This is a genomic window from Kitasatospora fiedleri, from assembly GCF_948472415.1.
GTDB classification, from domain to species: domain Bacteria; phylum Actinomycetota; class Actinomycetes; order Streptomycetales; family Streptomycetaceae; genus Kitasatospora; species Kitasatospora fiedleri.
Genome location: NZ_OX419519.1, coordinates 996,563 through 1,012,726, shown reverse-complemented (window position 1 = coordinate 1,012,726; position 16,164 = coordinate 996,563). Strand labels below are relative to the sequence as shown.

Sequence of the window (16,164 nt, the reverse complement as noted above, 5' to 3'; positions counted from 1 at the left end):
ATACCTCCTGCAACGGGGACGACCGGAATTCTGTAGTGGCCGCGGACCGTTCGGCAAGCCTTTCCAGGGCCGATCGGCCCGGACCGGCCGGCCGAAGTGGCCGGATTCCCACCGGTCCGGCCCCGTGGCCTGGGCAAACGGGCGGATTCGGTTTTCTCGATGGTGCCCATCGGCCCGGCCGAACGGTTTACCGGCGTGTTGCGCCCCCACCCCGAGCCCGTCCGGAAGCCGCCGGCCCGCGCTCCCCGATTGATTGTTCTTAACGCGTGCCGCCTGGTCCGTGCCCCTTTTGGGCACCGCCGGGGCCCTTCGACCGGTGCCGCCGATGGATCACATCGGAACGGCCGAAGCTTCCGGGGCGAATCCGCCGGACCGCGGTGGGTGCCACCGCCCGGGCGGTCCGGATATAAGGGGCCCTTATTCGGACCGACCGGTCCCGGTGAATTGGAATCCCTTATCGGGGCGCCCTGGACGGGCGGTCGGAGGCATGAGCAGAATCCCGGTCGGAAAGCACCGGATGTTTGCGCCGACGCCGATGGAGGACCTCCGTGAAAGCTCCCCCCGAGGAATCGACAACGGTCTCCCCGGTCTCCCGCACCTTCGGCGAAGCCCTGGAGCGGGCCGCCGCCCGCCGCCCGGGGCCGGCCGTCCTGGACGGCGACCGCTGGTACAGCTGGCAGGACTGCCTGCGCCAGGCCGAACGGACCGCCGCCGCCCTGCACCGGCGGGGACTGCGGGCCGGCGAGGTACTGGCGGCCCAACTGCCCAACAGCTGGGAGCTGGTGGTCCTGCACGCGGCCACCGCCCGGCTCGGCGTCCTGCTGCTGCCGCTGCACTCCGGGTACGGCGCGCACGAGGTCCGCTCGCTGCTCGAACAGTCGAAGGCGAGCGCGCTGGTGGCCCGGGACTCCTACCGCGGCCGGGACCGGACCGCGGAGATCCGCGCCCTGCGCGAGCACCTCCCCGCGCTGCGGGAGGTCTGGGTCTCCGGCGGCGTCGCACCCCGGTCGGCGGACGGCCCGGACGGGCTGCGCAGTTCGGCCGAACTGCTGGACGGGGCACCGGAGTCGACCGGCGACCTGCCCGAGCCCCCGCGCGACCCGGACGCGCCGCTGATGCTGCTCGCCTCCTCCGGGACCACCTCCCGGCGCCCCAAGCTCTGCGTCCACAGCCACGCCGGACTGCTCGGCAACGCCGCGGCCGTGGCGGCCGACGGCGGCCTCGGCGCCGGGGACACCGTGGTCTCGGCCAGCCCGCTCAGCCACGCCTTCGGCATGCTCTCGGTGCACCTGGCCCTGGTCGGCGCGGGCGCGGTCGGGCTCTTCGAGAGCTGGGAGCCGCGCCGCTTCCTGGCCGCGCTGCGCACCGCCGGCGCCACCGCCGCGTTCGCCGTACCGGCCCAACTGCGCGACCTGATGGCCCTGCTGGAGCAGGAAGCGGCGGCCGGGCCGGAGCGTCCGGTCGCCGGGCTGCGAGAGGTCCGCACCGGCGGCGCGCCGGTGCCCCGGGAACTCGCCGAGGGCGTGCGCCGACGGCTGGGCGCCCGGCTGATCGTCCAGTGGGGGATGACCGAGGTGGGCGCGGGCACCTTCACCCGCCCCGGCGACCCGCCCGAGGCCGCGGCCACCATCGGCCGCCCGGTGTCCGGCGGCGAGGTCCGGGTGGTGGACGCCGCGGGCGTCCCGGCCGCCCCCGGCGAGACCGGGGAGCTCCAGTACCGCAGCCCGTACCTGTTCCGCGGCTACCTGCACGCGCCGGAGCTGACCCGGGCCGCGTTCACGGCGGACGGCTGGCTGCGCTCCGGCGACCTGGCGGCCCTGCACCCCGACGGCTCGGTCGGCTACCGGGGGCGCGGCGACGAGCTGATCAACCGGGGCGGGCTCAAGTTCAGCGCCCTGGAGGTGGAGGAACTCCTCAACGACCTGCCGCAGTTGGCCCAGCACGCGGTGGTGGCGCGGCCCGACCCGCGGTTGGGCCAGCGCTCCTGCCTGCTGGTCGCCCTGCGCGAGGGCGCCCGGCTGACCCTCGACGAGGTGACCGGGCACCTGTCCGGCAAGGGCCTGGCCACCTACAAGCTGCCCGAGCAGCTGGTCGTGGTCGACCGGCTGCCGACCACCGTCACCGGCAAGATCGCCCGGGCCCGGCTGAAGGAGATCCCGCTGGACCCGCCGCCCGCGGCGGACCCCGCGCAGCCGACGGCCCCGCCGGTCCCGCCGCTCCCCGTGCAGCCTTCGGCCCCGGCGGCCCCGTTCGTGCCCCGCCCCCGGGACGGGCAGCGGCGGGCGGACCTGGACACGGCCCGATGAGCCCCCGGACCCGCCTCCCCGTCAGCAGCCCGGTCGGCCGCCCGGTCGGCCGTCCGGCGAACGGCTCCGTGGCCGGCCACACGAACGGCCACGCGAACGGCCACGCGAACGGCCCGCGCTCAGCCCGCCAGCTGCTTGCGGATCGCGGTCTGGAAGCCGATCAGGCTCGGGTTGGCCGAGTTGCGGTCCAGCCAGGTCATGGTGATCGCCGTCCGCAGTTCGCTGTCGCCGATCTCCACCACCGCCACCTCGCCCCGGTCGGCCTGGTTGCGGACCGAGACCAGCGGCAGCAGCGCGCAGCCCATCCCGGCCGAGACGCAGGCGCCGAGCGTGCCGATGCTGTCCACCTCGGCGACCGGCTCCTTGCCGCCGGCGCCCCCGAACGCGCCGTCGTACATCTCCCGGAACCCGCAGCCCTGCTGGGTGGCCAGGAACGGCTCGGCGGCCAGCTCCGCCAGGTCGGCCTGGCCGCGGGCGGCCAGCGGGTGCCCGGGCGGCACGATGATCACCAGGGGCTCCTCGGCCAGCGTCTCCGCGCGCAGGCCGCCGTCCTCCGGCGGCGTGCCGAAGGTCAGGCAGAGGTCGAGGTCGCCGCGGCGCACCGACTGGTAGAGCTCGCCGCGGTTGAACTGGGAGACCCGGACCCTGGTCTGCGGGTACAGCTCGCGGTAGTACGAGAGCACCTCGGGCAGCAGGTACAGGCCCAGGGTCTCCAGGGCGCCGAGGGCCAGCTCCGTGGTGGGCCGGGAGACCGCGAACCGGGCCTCCTCGATCAGCTTGAGAATCCGGTCGGTGTAGGAGGAGAGCACCTCGCCCTGCGGGGTCAGCCGAATCCTGCGCTGCGAGCGGTTGATCAGCTCGACGCCCAACTCGCGCTCCAATGACTGGATCTGATCGCTCACGCTGGACTGGGCGTAGTGCAACTCGCGCGCCGCCTGTGTCACGCTGAGCGTCCGGGCAACCACCTCGAACGTGCGAAGGTGTCGTAACTCCATGATGGTGGTACCCCTCTGACGATCTATCGGCTGGGCCGATTGTATCCATAGGCCATTCCCGTCGTCAGTACCGTCAACTCCCCTTCCGAGTCCGGAAGAATGGCACTTCCCGCCTCCGACCAACCGATGATCCGGGGGCGAGGCATGCCATTCTTGAACGAGGAGCACACATGGCTACCCAGGCCGGCGTCCAGGCCGCCGTCACTCCCACCGGCCCCGAAGGACCACCCCGCACCCTGCTGATCGGGCTCTCGCTCGGCTACTTCATGGTGCTGCTGGACATGACCATCGTCTCGGTGGCCCTGCCGGCGATGGCCGACTACCTCCACGTGGGCCTGAGCGGCCTCCAGTGGGTCACCAACGGCTACACCATCACCTTCGCCGCCCTGCTGCTCACCGCGGGCTGGCTCTCCGACCGCTTCGGCGGGCGCCGGGTCTTCGTCTGGGGCCTGGTCGCGTTCGGCGTGCTGTCCGGCGTCTCGGCGCTGGCCACCACCCTGCCGGTGCTGGTCGCGCTGCGGCTGGCGCTGGGCGCGGCGGGCGCGCTGCTGCTGCCCTCCTCGCTCGCGGTGATCACCAACGCCTACACCGACCCCGCGCTGCGGGCCCGGGCGGTGGGCTCCTGGGCCGCGATCACCGGCGCGGCGCTGGCCGCCGGACCGGTGGTCGGCGGCGTGCTGACCGACACCGTCGGCTGGCGCGCGATCTTCCTGATCAACGTGCCGCTGGCGGTGATCAGCCTGGTCATCACGCTCCGGCTGGCTCCGGAGACCGCCCGCAAGCAGCGCAGCGGCCTCGACCTGCCCGGCCAGATCAGCTCCGTGGTCGCCCTGGCGGCCCTGGTGTACGCGCTGATCGAGGGCCCGGACAAGGGCTGGGGCGCCCCCGGGGTGCTGGTCGCCTTCGGGCTCACCGTGCTCGGCGCGATCGTCTTCCTCGCCGCCGAGCTGCGGGCCGGCGACGCGGCCATGGTCCCGCTGCGGATGTTCCGCAGCCCGGGCTTCTCGCCCGCGGTCGCGGCGGGCCTGCTGGCCAACTTCGGCCTCTCCGGCCTGCTGTTCGTGCTGTCGCTGTTCTTCCAGGACGGCCGCGGCTACTCCCCGGTCGTCGCCGGCCTGGTCTTCCTGCCGCTGACCCTGCCGACCGCCTTCAACCCGATCTACACCGGCCGCCTGGTCGGCCGGATCGGGCCGCGCAAGCCCGCCACCATCGGTTTCAGCCTGATGGGCGTCGGCGCGCTGCTCCAGGCGCCGTTCACCGACGACTCGGCGCTCGCCCTGGTGGCGACCGTGGTGGGCCTGCTGGCCTTCGGCTTCGGCGTCTCCTTCGCCCTGCCCGCGCTGGTCGCCGGCATGGCGAGCACCGTCCCCGCCGAGTTCGCCGGCATGGGCGCCGGCGTCCTCAACTCGGCCCGCCAGGTCGGCGCCTCGCTCGGCGTCGCGGTCCTCGGCGTGATCCTCAACCTGTCCTCGTCCAGCGCCGACGGCACCCGTTGGGCGCTGATCGTGGGCGGACTGGTCCTGCTGCTCGGGGCCGTCGTCACCAGTACCGGACTGCGCGGAAAGGCACCCGCCAAGTCCTGACCCACCCCCGAGCGCGCGCCCGGTTCCGCCCTACCCGTCTCCAGGAGGAACATTGGCTACCGCACCACCGCCCATCCGGCCGCCGGCCCCGTCCCAGGGGCTGAGCGTCGACGGGGTCGACCACCTGGCCTTCGTCACCTGGCGACCGCGCGAGACGTACGAGTTCTACACCCGGGCCCTCGGCATGCCGCTGGTGCACGCCATCACGGCCAACGGGTGGGTCACCGACGACTACCCGGACTTCGTGCACTTCTTCTTCGACATGGGCCGGGGCAACCGGATCGCGTTCTTCTACTACTTCGACCTGCCCGAGGAGGCGCCCCCCAGCGACCTCATGCACCGCTCGCGGCACGTCGCCTTCCACGTCGAGACCGAGGAGGAACTGCTGGCCTGGCGCGACCGGCTGAAGGCCCACGGAGTGCGGGTCACCACGCCGCTCGCCCACGAGCTGATCGAGTCGATCTACTTCGACGACCCCAACGGTCTCCAGCTGGAGATCACCCGGCCGCTGCGCGAGATGTCGGGGATCGACGCCCGCGACGCCGAACTGACGCTCCAGGCGCTGATCGACGTCACGGGCGCGCCCCGGCCCTCGGTGCAGGCGATGTGGCAGCGCAAGGCGGAACTCATCCGGAAGAACCTGGAGGTGCCCGCGCCATGACGCTCGCCCTGTACGTGCTCGACGTGCCGGAGTTCGAACCGGTGGTGGCCGCCGCCCGCCAGGCGGGCATGGACGCCCGGTCCACCGGCGACTACCTCGAACTGACCTCGCCCACCGACGAGGTGGTGCTGCGCCGCGAGGGCACCGGCATCCGCACCGCGCTCTGGCACGCCGCCCTGACCGGCGGCCTCGCCGGCCGCATCGTCCTCTTCACCGCCGACACGCTCCACCTGACGGGGGAGGGCCGATGAGCAACCAGCCGACGAGCAGCGAGCCGACGGGCGACCGGCCGACCGGAGACGGGTCGACCGGAGCCGGGTCGACGAGCAGTCAGGAGCACCCCGTGGACCGCGCCGCCGACCGCCGCACCACCCGCCACCCCGTCCTGGTGGTCGGCGCGGGCCCGGCCGGGCTCGCCGCGGCGCTCGCGCTGCGCGCCGCCGGGATGCCCGCCGTCGTCCTGGAACGGCGCACCGCCGAGACCGTCCGGCCCGGCAGCCGCGCCGCGTACGTCCACGGCGCCTCGCTGCGCGAACTGGAGCGGCTCAGCCCCGGACTCGGGCAGCAGGTGGCCGGCCGCGGCGTGATGTGGGCCACCAAGCGCTCCTTCTGGGCCGGGCACGAGGTCTACACCCGCACCTACCCCCGCTTCGCCAAGGACGGCCTGCCCCCGTTCACCAGCCTGCCCCAGGTGGACACCGAGGACCTGATGGCCGCGGCCTGCCGCGAGCACGGCGTCGAGTTCCACCACGGCGTCGAGGTGAAGTCCGCCGAGACCACCCCCGACGGCGTCCGGCTGGTGGACTCCACCGGGCGGGCCTGGGAGGCCGACTACGTGATCGCGGCCGACGGCGCCCGCTCGCCGCTGCGCGACGCGATCGGCGTCCCGCTGGAGGGCCCGCGCTCGCGCAACACCTTCGTGGTGGTCGACCTCAAGGACGACCCGGCCCACCCGGTGCCGATCGAGCGGGTCTTCCACTACAAGCACCCCAAGGCCGGGGGCCGGAACGTGCTGATCGTCCCGTTCGCGGGCGGCTGGCGGGTCGACCTCAACCTGGCGGTCGACGACGACCCGGAGCGCTTCGTCTCCCCCGAGGGGCTGAGCCGCTGGATCTCCCGGGTGATGCCCGCCGCGTACGGGGAGCGGGTCAGCTGGGTGTCGACCTACACGTTCGCCCAGCAGGTGGCCACCGAGTTCACCGACACCCACCACCGGGTGCTGCTGACCGGCGAGGCGTCCCACCTGTTCGCCCCGTTCGGCGCGCGCGGCATGAACTCCAGCATCCCGGACGCGGTCCGGGCGGTGGAGGCGGTGCACGACGCGCTGTCGGCCGACGGGCGGGCCGCGGCCACCGCGCAGATCGCCCGGTTCGCCGCCGAGCGCAAGGAGGCGGCGCTGTACAACCGGGGCTGCGCCAGCACCGCGCTGGAGCACATGGTCGCGCAGCGGACCGCGGTCCGGCTGCGGCGGCGGATGGCCGTCGCGGTGGCGCTGGCCGGCCAGAAGGCGGGCGCCTGGCTGGACTCGGCGCCGTACGGGCCGAAGCTGGCCGCCAAGGGGGCCGCCCGCAACAACTACTGACGGCCCGTCCGGTCCCGCCCTTCCGCCCGCCCGTCCGGGCGGGTGCCCGTCCGCCCGCCCGGGTGGGGGCGGGGGCGGGACGGTCGGCCGGGGCGGGTTCCCGCTCCGCCCCGCCGGGTCCCGTCCGGCCGCGGTCACGGTCAGGGCGGGCCGAGCGGGACGTCCCGGAGCGCGGCCCGGGCCGCCGAGCGGGCGGCCCCGATCACCGGTTCGCGGGCGGAGGGGGAGAAGGCGAGGTAGACCGGGAGGGGCTCCGGGTCCGGACAGAGGGTGCCGGACGGCACCGGACGCAGCGAGGGGTCGGTGTGGTGCACGTTCGCGGTCAGCACGGTGTACGCGAGCCCGGCCCGGACCGAGGCCCGCACCGCCAGCGGGTCCGAGCACCAGGGGGCCGACCGCCAGGGGACGTTGTGCTCGGCCAGGGTCTCGATGATCCGCCGGCTCAGGGCCGAGCGCTCACTGACCAGGGCCACCGGGACGGGCTCCTCGGGCGGCAGCGAGTCCGGCCCGTACCAGGCCACCCGCAGCCGTCCCAGCATCTCGCAGCGCGGCGTCTCGATGCCCAGCAGGATCGCCGCCTCCAGCTCCCCCTGGGCGACCCGGTCGGCCAGCGCGGCGCTCAGGCCGGTGGCGATCGAGCACTTCAACTGCGGTCTCTCCGCCGCCAGTTCGCTGAGCATCGTGCGCAGACCGTCGGCGAAGTGGACCGAACAGCCCAGACTGAGCGAGTCCAGCGAGCCCAGCGTCGATATCCGGCCGAGCACCTCGTTGTTGAGCAGGATCACCCGGCGGGCGTGCGCCAGCACCTCGCGGCCGACGGGGGTCAGCAGCAGCGGGCGTCTGGTGCGTTCGAACAGCGGCGCCTGGACAATGGATTCCAGCCGCTGGATCTGCTGGCTTATGGTCGGCTGGGTGACGTGCAGGGAACGGGCGGCACACGCGAATCCGCCTTCGTCGACAATCGCCACGAGCGCGCGCAGCAACTTGACCTCGATGTCGCGTAAAGACACTTTCACGCACCTGCTTCTCGGTAGACACGGCCACGCCGATGGCCATGTGGGGGACCGGGCACGGAAAGGGGCTTCCGAGTGGCCCGGAGGGCAGGGAAACCGGTCAGTGCCGGCCGTTTCGCGAAGGAGTCAGCAGGGCCTGTTTTCGGGTGGAATCTCCTTCGGGAAGCGGGCGGGAGAGACGGCCGGGGCAGGGGTGGGACACCGCCCGGACACGGCCGCCCCACCCGCCGGCGGGCCCGAAGCGGTGCCCGCCATTCCTGAATACTCGCATGCCCGATCGATTATTAAACGGGGCGAGCGTGACGTGACCGGATCGCGCGCTTCCTGTGAACGGTGCGTCCGGAATCCGTCAGTGGGACTGCCGGTGCGCGGGGTGGGCCCGGGCACGCCGGAGCCCGGGGCGCCTCCTCCGTGAAGAGGACGCCCCGGGCTCCGGGCGCGGGATGGCCGGTCCGCCGGTGCGTCAGCCGGTCCTCACGGCGCACGCGGCGCCGTTCAGGGTGAACGCGGTGGGGGTGGTGTTCGCGGTGCTCCAGCTGCCGTTGAAGCCGAAGGAGACCGAACTCCCGGGGGCGATCGTCCTGTTGTAGCCCGCGTCGGTGACGGTCACCTTCGCCCCGCTCTGCGCGACACTGCCGTTCCACAGCGAGGTGACGCTCTGGCCGCTCGGGAAGGTCCACGCCACCGTCCAGCCGCTGACCGGCGCGGTGCCCCTGTTCGCCACCGTCACGGTGGCGCCGAAACCGCCGCTCCACTGGCTGCTCACCGCGTAGGTGATCTCGCAGGAGGAGGTGCCGCTGCTGGGCGAGGAGGACGGAGACGGGGACGGGGACGAGGAGGGGGAGGGAGAGGGAGAGGGGGACGAAGAGGTGGACGGGGAGGTGGAGGCAGACGGGGACGTTGAGGCGCCACCCGCCGGGTCGCCGTACAGGACGCCCCGGCCGTTGGTGCCGACGTAGACCCGGCCGTAGATCCGCGGGTCGCCGGTGATCGCGCCGCCGGTCCACCCCCACTGGTGGGCGTCGTCGTTGATCCGGACCCAGCTCGCGCCCGCGTCGTCCGAGCGGAACAGGCCGCGCACGCCGCCGATCTTCGCGGAGGTGTACATCGCCGGATAGGTCCGGCCGGGGGCGGCCTTGCCGAAGCCGATGGTGTCGGCCTGGTCGACGCCCGGCTGCTCGGCGAAGGTCGCGCCGCCGTCGGTGGAGTGCCACAGGCCGTAGCCGGTGGTGGCGGTGCCGCCGGCCAGCCAGACGTCGCCCCTGGTGCCCGGGACTGCCTTGAAGCGCACCGACTCGGCGGGCAGGCCGCTCGCCTTGGCGGTGAAGGTGGCGCCCGCGTCGGTGGAGACGTAGAAGGTGCCGCCGGACCAGCCGTAGAAGGTCTTCGGGTCGACCCGGTCGGCCTGCACGCTCGCGCCCGCCGGGATGCCGGTGGCGGCCGTCCAGGAGTTGCCCGTCCCGGTGGAGCGGTGCACGCCGGTGCCCTTCGGGCTCCACACGGTGGCCGAGCCGTCGGCCGCGAGGGCGACCTGCCCGCCGCCGGTCACGCCGGCCGGCTCGGCGGAGGCGGCGAACCAGTGGGAGCCGCCGTCCGTCGAGTAGCCGATGTGCTTCTCGGTCGAACCGGACGCGGTCTCGCCGACCCGCACCATGGTGGCCGGCGCGGCCTCGGCGAAGTCCATCGAGGTGCCGGAGGTCAGGTTCGGCTGGGCGAAGGTCTGCGCCGGGACCTTCGTCGGGTCGTCGTGCCGGAAGCCGCCGAGGTCGCCCAGCGAGCTGAGCAGCGGCGCGCCGGTCGGCGGCGAGACCAGGTCGTTGACCGCCGTCTCCTCCAGGCCCTTGACCACCGGGGCGATGCCGACCTTGGCGCCCTTGTCGAAGTCGGTCAGGTTCGAGGAGCCGTACAGCGTCGCGCCGGTGCCGTACAGCATCCGGTCGGAGTCGAACGGGTCGATCTCCAGCGCCTCGGTCATCCAGCCGAGCTTCGGGGCCTCCTCCGGCGCGGAGGCGTTCGCGTGGAAGGTCAGCCACGGCACCGCGGAGACGTCCATGGTGTACCGGTCGACCCGGTTCGGGTAGCCGTCGTACGACCAGAACGGCTTCCAGGTCGCGCCGGAGTCGGTCGAGCGCCAGATCCGGGTGTCCGGCCACCACGAGCTGTAGCCCGTCGCCATCAGCACGTTCGGGTGCCGGCGGTCGACGGTCAGGCCCGAGTAGCCGAAGTAGTCGTCGCTGCTGTTCGAGGACGGCACCGGGCTGACGTTCGTCCAGGCGCCGGTGCCCGTCGCGTACTTCCACACGTCGCCGTGCGCGCCGTCGTACGGGCCGCCGGTGTCCGAGTACGAGACGAACAGGTTGCCGCCGGACGCGTCCAGCACCGCCTTGTGCGGGACGAAGCCGGTCGGCTGGCCGCCGATCCTGGTCCAGGTCGCCCCGCCGTCGTCCGAGCGGTAGACGCTGTTCTGCCGGTCCGCGACGCCGACGAACACCGTCCTGGTGACGCCGTCGACGGTGCCGCTGCCCTGGTCGAACACCTCCCACAGGATGCCCAGCGGGTCGCTCTGGTAGCCGGAGGTGTCGGTCGGGTCCGGCGCGTACGTGCCGGTCACCGGGAACGCCTTCACCTGCGACCAGGTCACGCCGTAGTCGGCGCTGCGCCACAGGCCCTTGCCGCTCGGCGCGCCGAACCAGAGCACCGCGTCGTTGTTCGGGTCGATGGTGAGGCGCTCGCCCATGCCGCGGCCCGGCATGTTGCCGCCGATCTTGAACGGCAGGGTGGTGCGCTGCCAGGTCCTCCCCTGGTCGGAGGAGCGCAGGATCGCGCCGTTCGCCGGGTCCCAGCTGTTGGTGTAGGTGCCCGCCGCGACGTACACCCGCTTCGGGTCCCTGGCGTCGGTGGCCAGGCTGGCCACCCCGGTCAGGCCCCAGTCGTCCCAGCCCAGCGAGTCCAGCAGCGGGGTCCACCGCTTGGTGGCCGGGTCCTGCCGGTACGCGCCGCCGATGTCGGTGCGGGCGTACACCAGGCCCTGCTGCCCCTGGTTGAACACGATGCCCGGGATGAACCCGCCACCGCCGATCTGCACGTTGTCCCAGCTGTACGGCCGGCTTCCGACGGCCGCCGCGCCCGCCGACTCGGCGGCACCGGCGGTCGGCCGGGGCAGCACCGCGGTCGCCACGCAGGCGGCGAGGGCGGCGACGGCGGCCACCACCGCCGGCACCGGCCGGCGTCCGCGCACCGGGGGCCGCGAGGCGGCCCGGCGCTCCGGGGGGACAGGGATCATGGGGGCTCTCCTCGGTCACGGGTGCGGAGGACCAGGAAAGCCGCCCGGTCCGCCCGGCCGACAACGGCCGGGTTCCGCGCGGACGGGACATCGCAGGTCGGTGCCGCGCCCGCGGTGGAAGTTACATCGGCTCCGGGGCCGACCGGTGCTCCGGAAAGCGCCCCTGACGCAGCGTCACGCACCTGCGGCGGACCGCGTTCGACAGTCGTTCGACCGCCTGCCGCCAGCCGCCTGCCGCCGGCCTCCACCGCCGCCCGCCGCCCGGACGGCCTCCACCAGGCGGCGGGCGGGGCCCGGTCAGCAGGACTGGCGCACCACCAGGTGGGTCGGCAGCACCACGGAGCGGCCCGGCGCCGCGTCCTGGAGCAGCTCCACCGCGCGGGCGCCCAGGTCCTCCACCGGCTGGCGGACGGTGGTCAGGCCGGGCCGGGAGGTCGCGGCGGCCGGGGAGTCGTCGAAACCGATCACCGCGACGTCGTCCGGCACCCGCCGCCCGAGCCGGCGCAGCGCCCGCAGCGCGCCCACCGCCATCGCGTCCGAGGCGGCGAACACCGCGTCCACGTCCGGGTACTGGTCGAGCAGCCGGAGCATGGCGTGCTCGCCGGAGCGCGACCCGAAGTCGCCGTAGGCCACCGCGCAGCGGGTCGGGTCGCCCCGGTCGGCCAGCGCCCGCCGGTAGCCGGCCAGCCGGTCGGCGCCCGCGGCGGTGTCCGGAGGCCCGGCGATGGTGGCGATCCGCCGCCGCCCGGCCCGGTGCAGCAGGCGGACGGCGGCGCGGGCGCCGCTCAGGTTGTCGGCGTCCACGTGCGCCAGGCGCTGCGACTGCGGCGGCCGGCCCAGCGACACCACCGGCACGCCCGCGGCCTGCACCAGCCCGGGCAGCGCGGGGTCGCCCCACCGCCCGACCAGCAGCACGCCGTCCACGTGCCCGCCGCACAGGTACCGCACCAGCGACGGCCGGGCCGGCCCCGGGCCCGCCGTCAGCACCACCAGCTCCCGGTCCGGGACGACGCGCTGCGCGCCCGCCAGCAGCCGCACCGGGAACGGGTCGGCGTGGAAGCGCAGCACGTCCGCGAACGCCACCACGGCGATCGCCCCGGTGTCCCGGGCCGTCGCGGCGGGCGCCCGGCGGCGGACGTAGCTCAACTCGCGGGCCGCGCGCTCGACGCGGGCGGCGACCTCGGCGGACACCGGCGCGGACCGGTTCAGCACCCGGGACGCGGTGGCGCTCGACACGCCCGCGCGGGCCGCGACCTGGGCCAGCGTCGGACCGGGGGACGCGCTCGGCGCCCCGTCCGGTCCGGAGATCGGGAACGGGACGGCGCGACCCGGCTGGCGGGCGGCACCGATCGGCTGGGGGAGCGGGTGAACGGGCAACGCGGTCGCCCTTCCTGACACGGGGTGGGGGAGCCCATGGCCACCCGCCCGGGGCCATCGGTGTCCGCACCGTAGGGTCCTGGTCGGTGGACCGTCAAGAGCTCCGACACGACCTTCTCCCCGCCCCGCCCGCGCCGGGTCCCGCTCCCCACTGGCCCCGGTTCGAAACCTTCCTGACGCACCGTCGGAACATCCGGCCCCGCGGACCACCGCCGCCAGTCAGCGGGCCAGCAGGTCGCGGACGGCCGCCGTGATCTCGTCGGGGGACTCCTCGGCCATGAAGTGGCCCGCGCGGGTCAGGCGGTGGTCCAGGTCGGGGGCCCAGGCGCGCCAGACCCCGGCGGCGTCGTAGCCCAACTGCGCGCCCCAGTCCTGCTGGACGACGGTGACGGGCATGGCCAGCCGTGACCCGGCGTCCAGGTCGGCCCGGTCGTGCAGCACGTCGATGCCCGCCGAGGCGCGGTAGTCCGCGACGATCGAGGGGACCGCGGCGGCGCTCGCACGGAGGTACTCGGCGCGGACCCGCGGGGGCAGGGCGGCCGGGTCGTTCGCCCAGGCGTCGAGGAAGGAGCCGAAGAACGCGTCCGCGCTGTTGGCGATCATCGTCTCCGGCAGGCCGGGCGGCTGGGCCATCAGGTACAGGTGGTAGCCCACCGCCGCCGAGGTGCCGTGCAGGACGTCCCACATGTCGAGGGTCGGCACCACGTCGAGGACGCCCAGGTGGGTGACCGTCCCGGGGTGGTCCAGCCCGGCGCGGAAGGCGACCAGCGCGCCCCGGTCGTGCCCCACCAGCGCGAACCGCCGGTGGCCGAGCGCCGCCGCCAGCGCCACCACGTCGGCGGCCATCGTGCGCTTCGCGTACACCTCGGGGCCGGTGGCCGCGGGCTTCCCGCTGGCGCCGTAGCCCCGCAGGTCGGGGCAGATCACCGTGTGCTCGGCGGCGAGCCGCCCGGCGACGTGCCGCCACATCAGGCGGGTCTGCGGGAAACCGTGCAGCAGCACCACCGGGCTGCCGCTGCCGCCGACCCACGCGGCCATCTCCACCCCGTCCGCACCCGGCAGCCGGACGTCCTCGAAGCCCTCGAAACCTTCGGAGCCCTCGAAGCTCTCGAGACCTGCGGGGCTTGCGGGGCCTACTGCGGGACCGGGCGTGCCGGACGTGACACCGGACGTCGTGGACGTCATGACAGGTACCTCTTCCTCGGACCGGGTTCCCCGGATCGGGAACCGACCGCACCAGCCTCGGCGACGCCGATCAGCAACCGATCAGCAACCGGAGCGGCGACCCCCCGTTCCCACCGCCGTCCCGCCGTCCGCGCGCCGCTCCGGGGCAGGATGGGGCCATGCGAATCGACGTGCTCGGTTCCGTCCGGGCCCGGCGCGCGGACGGGACCCCGGTGGGCCTGGGCGGCCCCCGCCACCGCGAAGTGCTGGCCCGGCTGGTGGCCGCCGAGGGGCGGATGGTCCCCACCGACACCCTGGTCGACGCGCTGTGGGACGACCCGCCGCCCCGCGCCGTCGGCGCCCTGCGGACCTTCGTCGCCGCCCTGCGCCGGGCCCTCGAACCCGACCGGCCGCCCGCACCCCGCCGCGCCTGCTGGTCACCGAGGGCCCCGGCTACGCCCTGCGCCTGCCCCGGGCGGACATCGACGCCCACCGCTTCCAGGACATCCTCGCCCGCGCCCGGCACGACCCCGCCGCCGTGCCCGCACTCACCGCCGTGCTCGCCGACTGGCGCGGCCCCGCCTACGCCGACCTGCCCGACCGGCCGTGGGCCCGGCGCGAGCGGACCAGGCTGGAGGAACTGCGGCTGGACGCGATCGAACTGCGCGCCCGCCTGCTCCTCGACGCGGCCCCGACCGCCACGGACGACACCCGGGCGAGCAGCACCCCCGACCCCGCCCCAGCCCCCATCCCGACCGCCCCGCTCGCCGCCCTCGCCGCCGAACTGGGCGCCCACGTCGACGAACACCCCTGGCGCGAACCGGCCTGGGCCCTGCTCGCCCGCGCCCTGCACCGGGCCGGCCGGCAGGCCGACGCGCTGGCCGCCCTGCGCCGCGCCCGCACCCTGCTCGGCGAACGGCTCGGGCTGGACCCGGGCGCGGAACTCCAGCGCCTGGAGGCCGACATCCTCACCGGCGCCGCCCCGTACGGGCAGCCGCCCGCCGCCTGGAGCGTGCCCGGCGGCCGGCTCGGCCCGCGCACCACCGTCGACCTCGCCCGCACCCTCTCGCTCGCGGGCGGCGACGCCCTGGTGCACGCCCGCCGCGACCGCCTCGCCGCGATCCACGCGGCCGAACGGACCGGCGACGCCGAACTGACCGCCCGGGTCATCGGCGCCTACGACGTCCCCGCGCTGTGGAGCCGCGCCGACGACGCCGAACAGTCCCGCGCCGTGGTCGAGGCCGCCGAACGGACCCTCGCCGCGCTCGGCCCGGCCGCCCCCGACGCCCTGGCCGCCCGGCTGCTGGCCACCGTCGCGGTCGAGAGCCGCAGCGCCGACCTGACCCCCGACCGGCTGCGCCACGCCGGGCGGGCCGCCCGGCGGGCCGAGTCGCTGGCCCGCGGCCTGGGCGACCCCGCACTGCTGGCGTTCGCCCTCAACGGGGTCTTCCTGCAGTCCTTCGGCCGCCCCGGCCTGGCCCCCGACCGGGACCGCACCGGCGCCGAGATCCTCGACCTGGCCACCCGGCACGACCTGCCGCACTTCGCCGTCCTCGGCCGACTCGTCCGCCTCCAGTCCGCCTCCGCGCTCGGCGACCTGGACGCCGCCGCGCACGCCCGGGCCGCCGAACGGCTCGCCGCCGGCACCGAGGCGCCCCTGGTCGGCGTCCTCACCGGCTGGTTCCGGGCCCGGGCCGCGGCCGACCGCAGCACCCGCCCCGGCGGGCCGACCGCCGCCGAGGCCGCCGCCCGCTACCGGGACGCCGAAGCGACCCTGCGCACCGCCGGGATGCCCGGCCTGCGGCGCGGCCTGCTCCCGCTCGCCCTGCTCGGCCTGCGCCTGCTGCACGACCGGCCCGCCCCCACCGACCCGCGTCTGGACTGGGGCCCGTACCTGCCCTGGGCGCGCCCGCTGCTGCTGCACGCCCAGGGCCGCCGGACGGAGGCCGCCGCCGCGCTCGCCGCCCTGCCCGAGCCCCCGCCCGACCACCTCCAGGAAGCCCTGTGGTGCCTGACCGCCCGCGCCGCCGCCCTGCTCGGACAGCCCGCCCCCGCGGCCCGGGCCGCCCGGGCCCTGCACCCCGCCCGCGCCGAACACGCCGGAGCCGCCAGCGGCCTGCTGACCCTGGGCCCGGTGGCCCGCTACCTGGCCGAGGCCCGGGCCTGCGCCGGGGAGAGCGGGGAGAGCGGGGAGGCATAG

General features: G+C 75.2%; 11 protein-coding genes and 1 pseudogene. 7 read left to right on the top strand and 5 right to left on the bottom strand.

Annotated features, from left to right (window positions below; genetic code table 11):
• The first annotated feature begins 548 nt into the window (after window positions 1-548).
• Complete coding sequence (locus QMQ26_RS04965) at window positions 549-2,306, top strand: class I adenylate-forming enzyme family protein (RefSeq protein ID WP_282204883.1); 1,758 nt, start codon at window positions 549-551, stop codon at window positions 2,304-2,306.
• A 119-nt stretch (window positions 2,307-2,425) separates the two neighbouring features.
• Here the strand turns inward: QMQ26_RS04965 and QMQ26_RS04960 are convergent, their stop codons facing one another.
• The gene (locus QMQ26_RS04960; RefSeq protein ID WP_282204882.1) at window positions 2,426-3,301 is read right to left on the bottom strand and encodes a LysR family transcriptional regulator; all 876 of its coding nucleotides are present in this window, start codon (window positions 3,299-3,301) and stop codon (window positions 2,426-2,428) included.
• Window positions 3,302-3,471: 170 nt separating this feature from the next.
• Between QMQ26_RS04960 and QMQ26_RS04955 the strand changes: the two genes are divergently transcribed.
• From QMQ26_RS04955 to QMQ26_RS04940, 4 genes are all read left to right on the top strand, one after another.
• Window positions 3,472-4,884, top strand: coding sequence for an MFS transporter (locus tag QMQ26_RS04955; protein WP_100835046.1), 1,413 nt, complete (start codon window positions 3,472-3,474; stop codon window positions 4,882-4,884).
• Between the two features lie 52 nt (window positions 4,885-4,936).
• The gene (locus QMQ26_RS04950; protein WP_199846917.1) at window positions 4,937-5,545 is read left to right on the top strand and encodes a VOC family protein; all 609 of its coding nucleotides are present in this window, start codon (window positions 4,937-4,939) and stop codon (window positions 5,543-5,545) included.
• A complete protein-coding gene (locus QMQ26_RS04945; protein ID WP_282204881.1) occupies window positions 5,542-5,796 on the top strand; it encodes a hypothetical protein in 255 nt (84 codons plus the stop codon). The genes QMQ26_RS04950 and QMQ26_RS04945 overlap by 4 nt, the downstream gene beginning before the upstream one ends.
• A 92-nt stretch (window positions 5,797-5,888) precedes the next feature.
• Window positions 5,889-7,127, top strand: a complete 1,239-nt coding sequence (locus QMQ26_RS04940) for an FAD-dependent oxidoreductase (protein WP_282204880.1) — start codon at window positions 5,889-5,891, stop codon at window positions 7,125-7,127.
• A gap of 140 nt (window positions 7,128-7,267) precedes the next feature.
• Here the strand turns inward: QMQ26_RS04940 and QMQ26_RS04935 are convergent, their stop codons facing one another.
• The 4 genes from QMQ26_RS04935 to QMQ26_RS04920 form a co-directional block, all read right to left on the bottom strand.
• Window positions 7,268-8,143, bottom strand: coding sequence for a LysR family transcriptional regulator (locus QMQ26_RS04935; RefSeq protein WP_100835043.1), 876 nt, complete (start codon window positions 8,141-8,143; stop codon window positions 7,268-7,270).
• Between the two features lie 460 nt (window positions 8,144-8,603).
• Window positions 8,604-11,423, bottom strand: coding sequence for a cellulose binding domain-containing protein (locus QMQ26_RS04930; RefSeq protein WP_282204879.1), 2,820 nt, complete (start codon window positions 11,421-11,423; stop codon window positions 8,604-8,606).
• Window positions 11,424-11,720: 297 nt separating this feature from the next.
• Complete coding sequence (locus QMQ26_RS04925) at window positions 11,721-12,800, bottom strand: LacI family DNA-binding transcriptional regulator (RefSeq protein ID WP_282204878.1); 1,080 nt, start codon at window positions 12,798-12,800, stop codon at window positions 11,721-11,723.
• 219 nt (window positions 12,801-13,019) lie between these two features.
• The gene (locus QMQ26_RS04920) at window positions 13,020-13,838 is read right to left on the bottom strand and encodes an alpha/beta fold hydrolase (RefSeq protein ID WP_282206422.1); all 819 of its coding nucleotides are present in this window, start codon (window positions 13,836-13,838) and stop codon (window positions 13,020-13,022) included.
• A gap of 305 nt (window positions 13,839-14,143) precedes the next feature.
• On the opposite strand from QMQ26_RS04920, the pseudogene QMQ26_RS38140 reads away from it, so the two are divergent.
• Together QMQ26_RS38140 and QMQ26_RS04915 are read left to right on the top strand one after the other, a co-directional pair.
• Window positions 14,144-14,317, top strand: a pseudogene (locus tag QMQ26_RS38140) (AfsR/SARP family transcriptional regulator); the annotation flags it as partial.
• Entirely contained in the window at window positions 14,293-16,164 is a 1,872-nt protein-coding gene (locus QMQ26_RS04915) for a BTAD domain-containing putative transcriptional regulator (RefSeq protein WP_404814069.1), read from the top strand. The pseudogene QMQ26_RS38140 and the gene QMQ26_RS04915, both read left to right, overlap by 25 nt.

Bases quoted from the DNA above. Each gene is read 5' to 3' on its own strand.
- QMQ26_RS04930 (WP_282204879.1), bottom strand. From the start codon at position 11,423: ATGATCCCTGTCCCCCCGGAGCGCCGGGCCGCCTCGCGGCCCCCGGTG.
- QMQ26_RS04945 (WP_282204881.1), top strand. From the start codon at position 5,542: ATGACGCTCGCCCTGTACGTGCTCGACGTGCCGGAGTTCGAACCGGTG.
- QMQ26_RS04960 (WP_282204882.1), bottom strand. From the start codon at position 3,301: ATGGAGTTACGACACCTTCGCACGTTCGAGGTGGTTGCCCGGACGCTC.
- QMQ26_RS04920 (WP_282206422.1), bottom strand. From the start codon at position 13,838: ATGGCCGCGTGGGTCGGCGGCAGCGGCAGCCCGGTGGTGCTGCTGCAC.
- QMQ26_RS04955 (WP_100835046.1), top strand. From the start codon at position 3,472: ATGGCTACCCAGGCCGGCGTCCAGGCCGCCGTCACTCCCACCGGCCCC.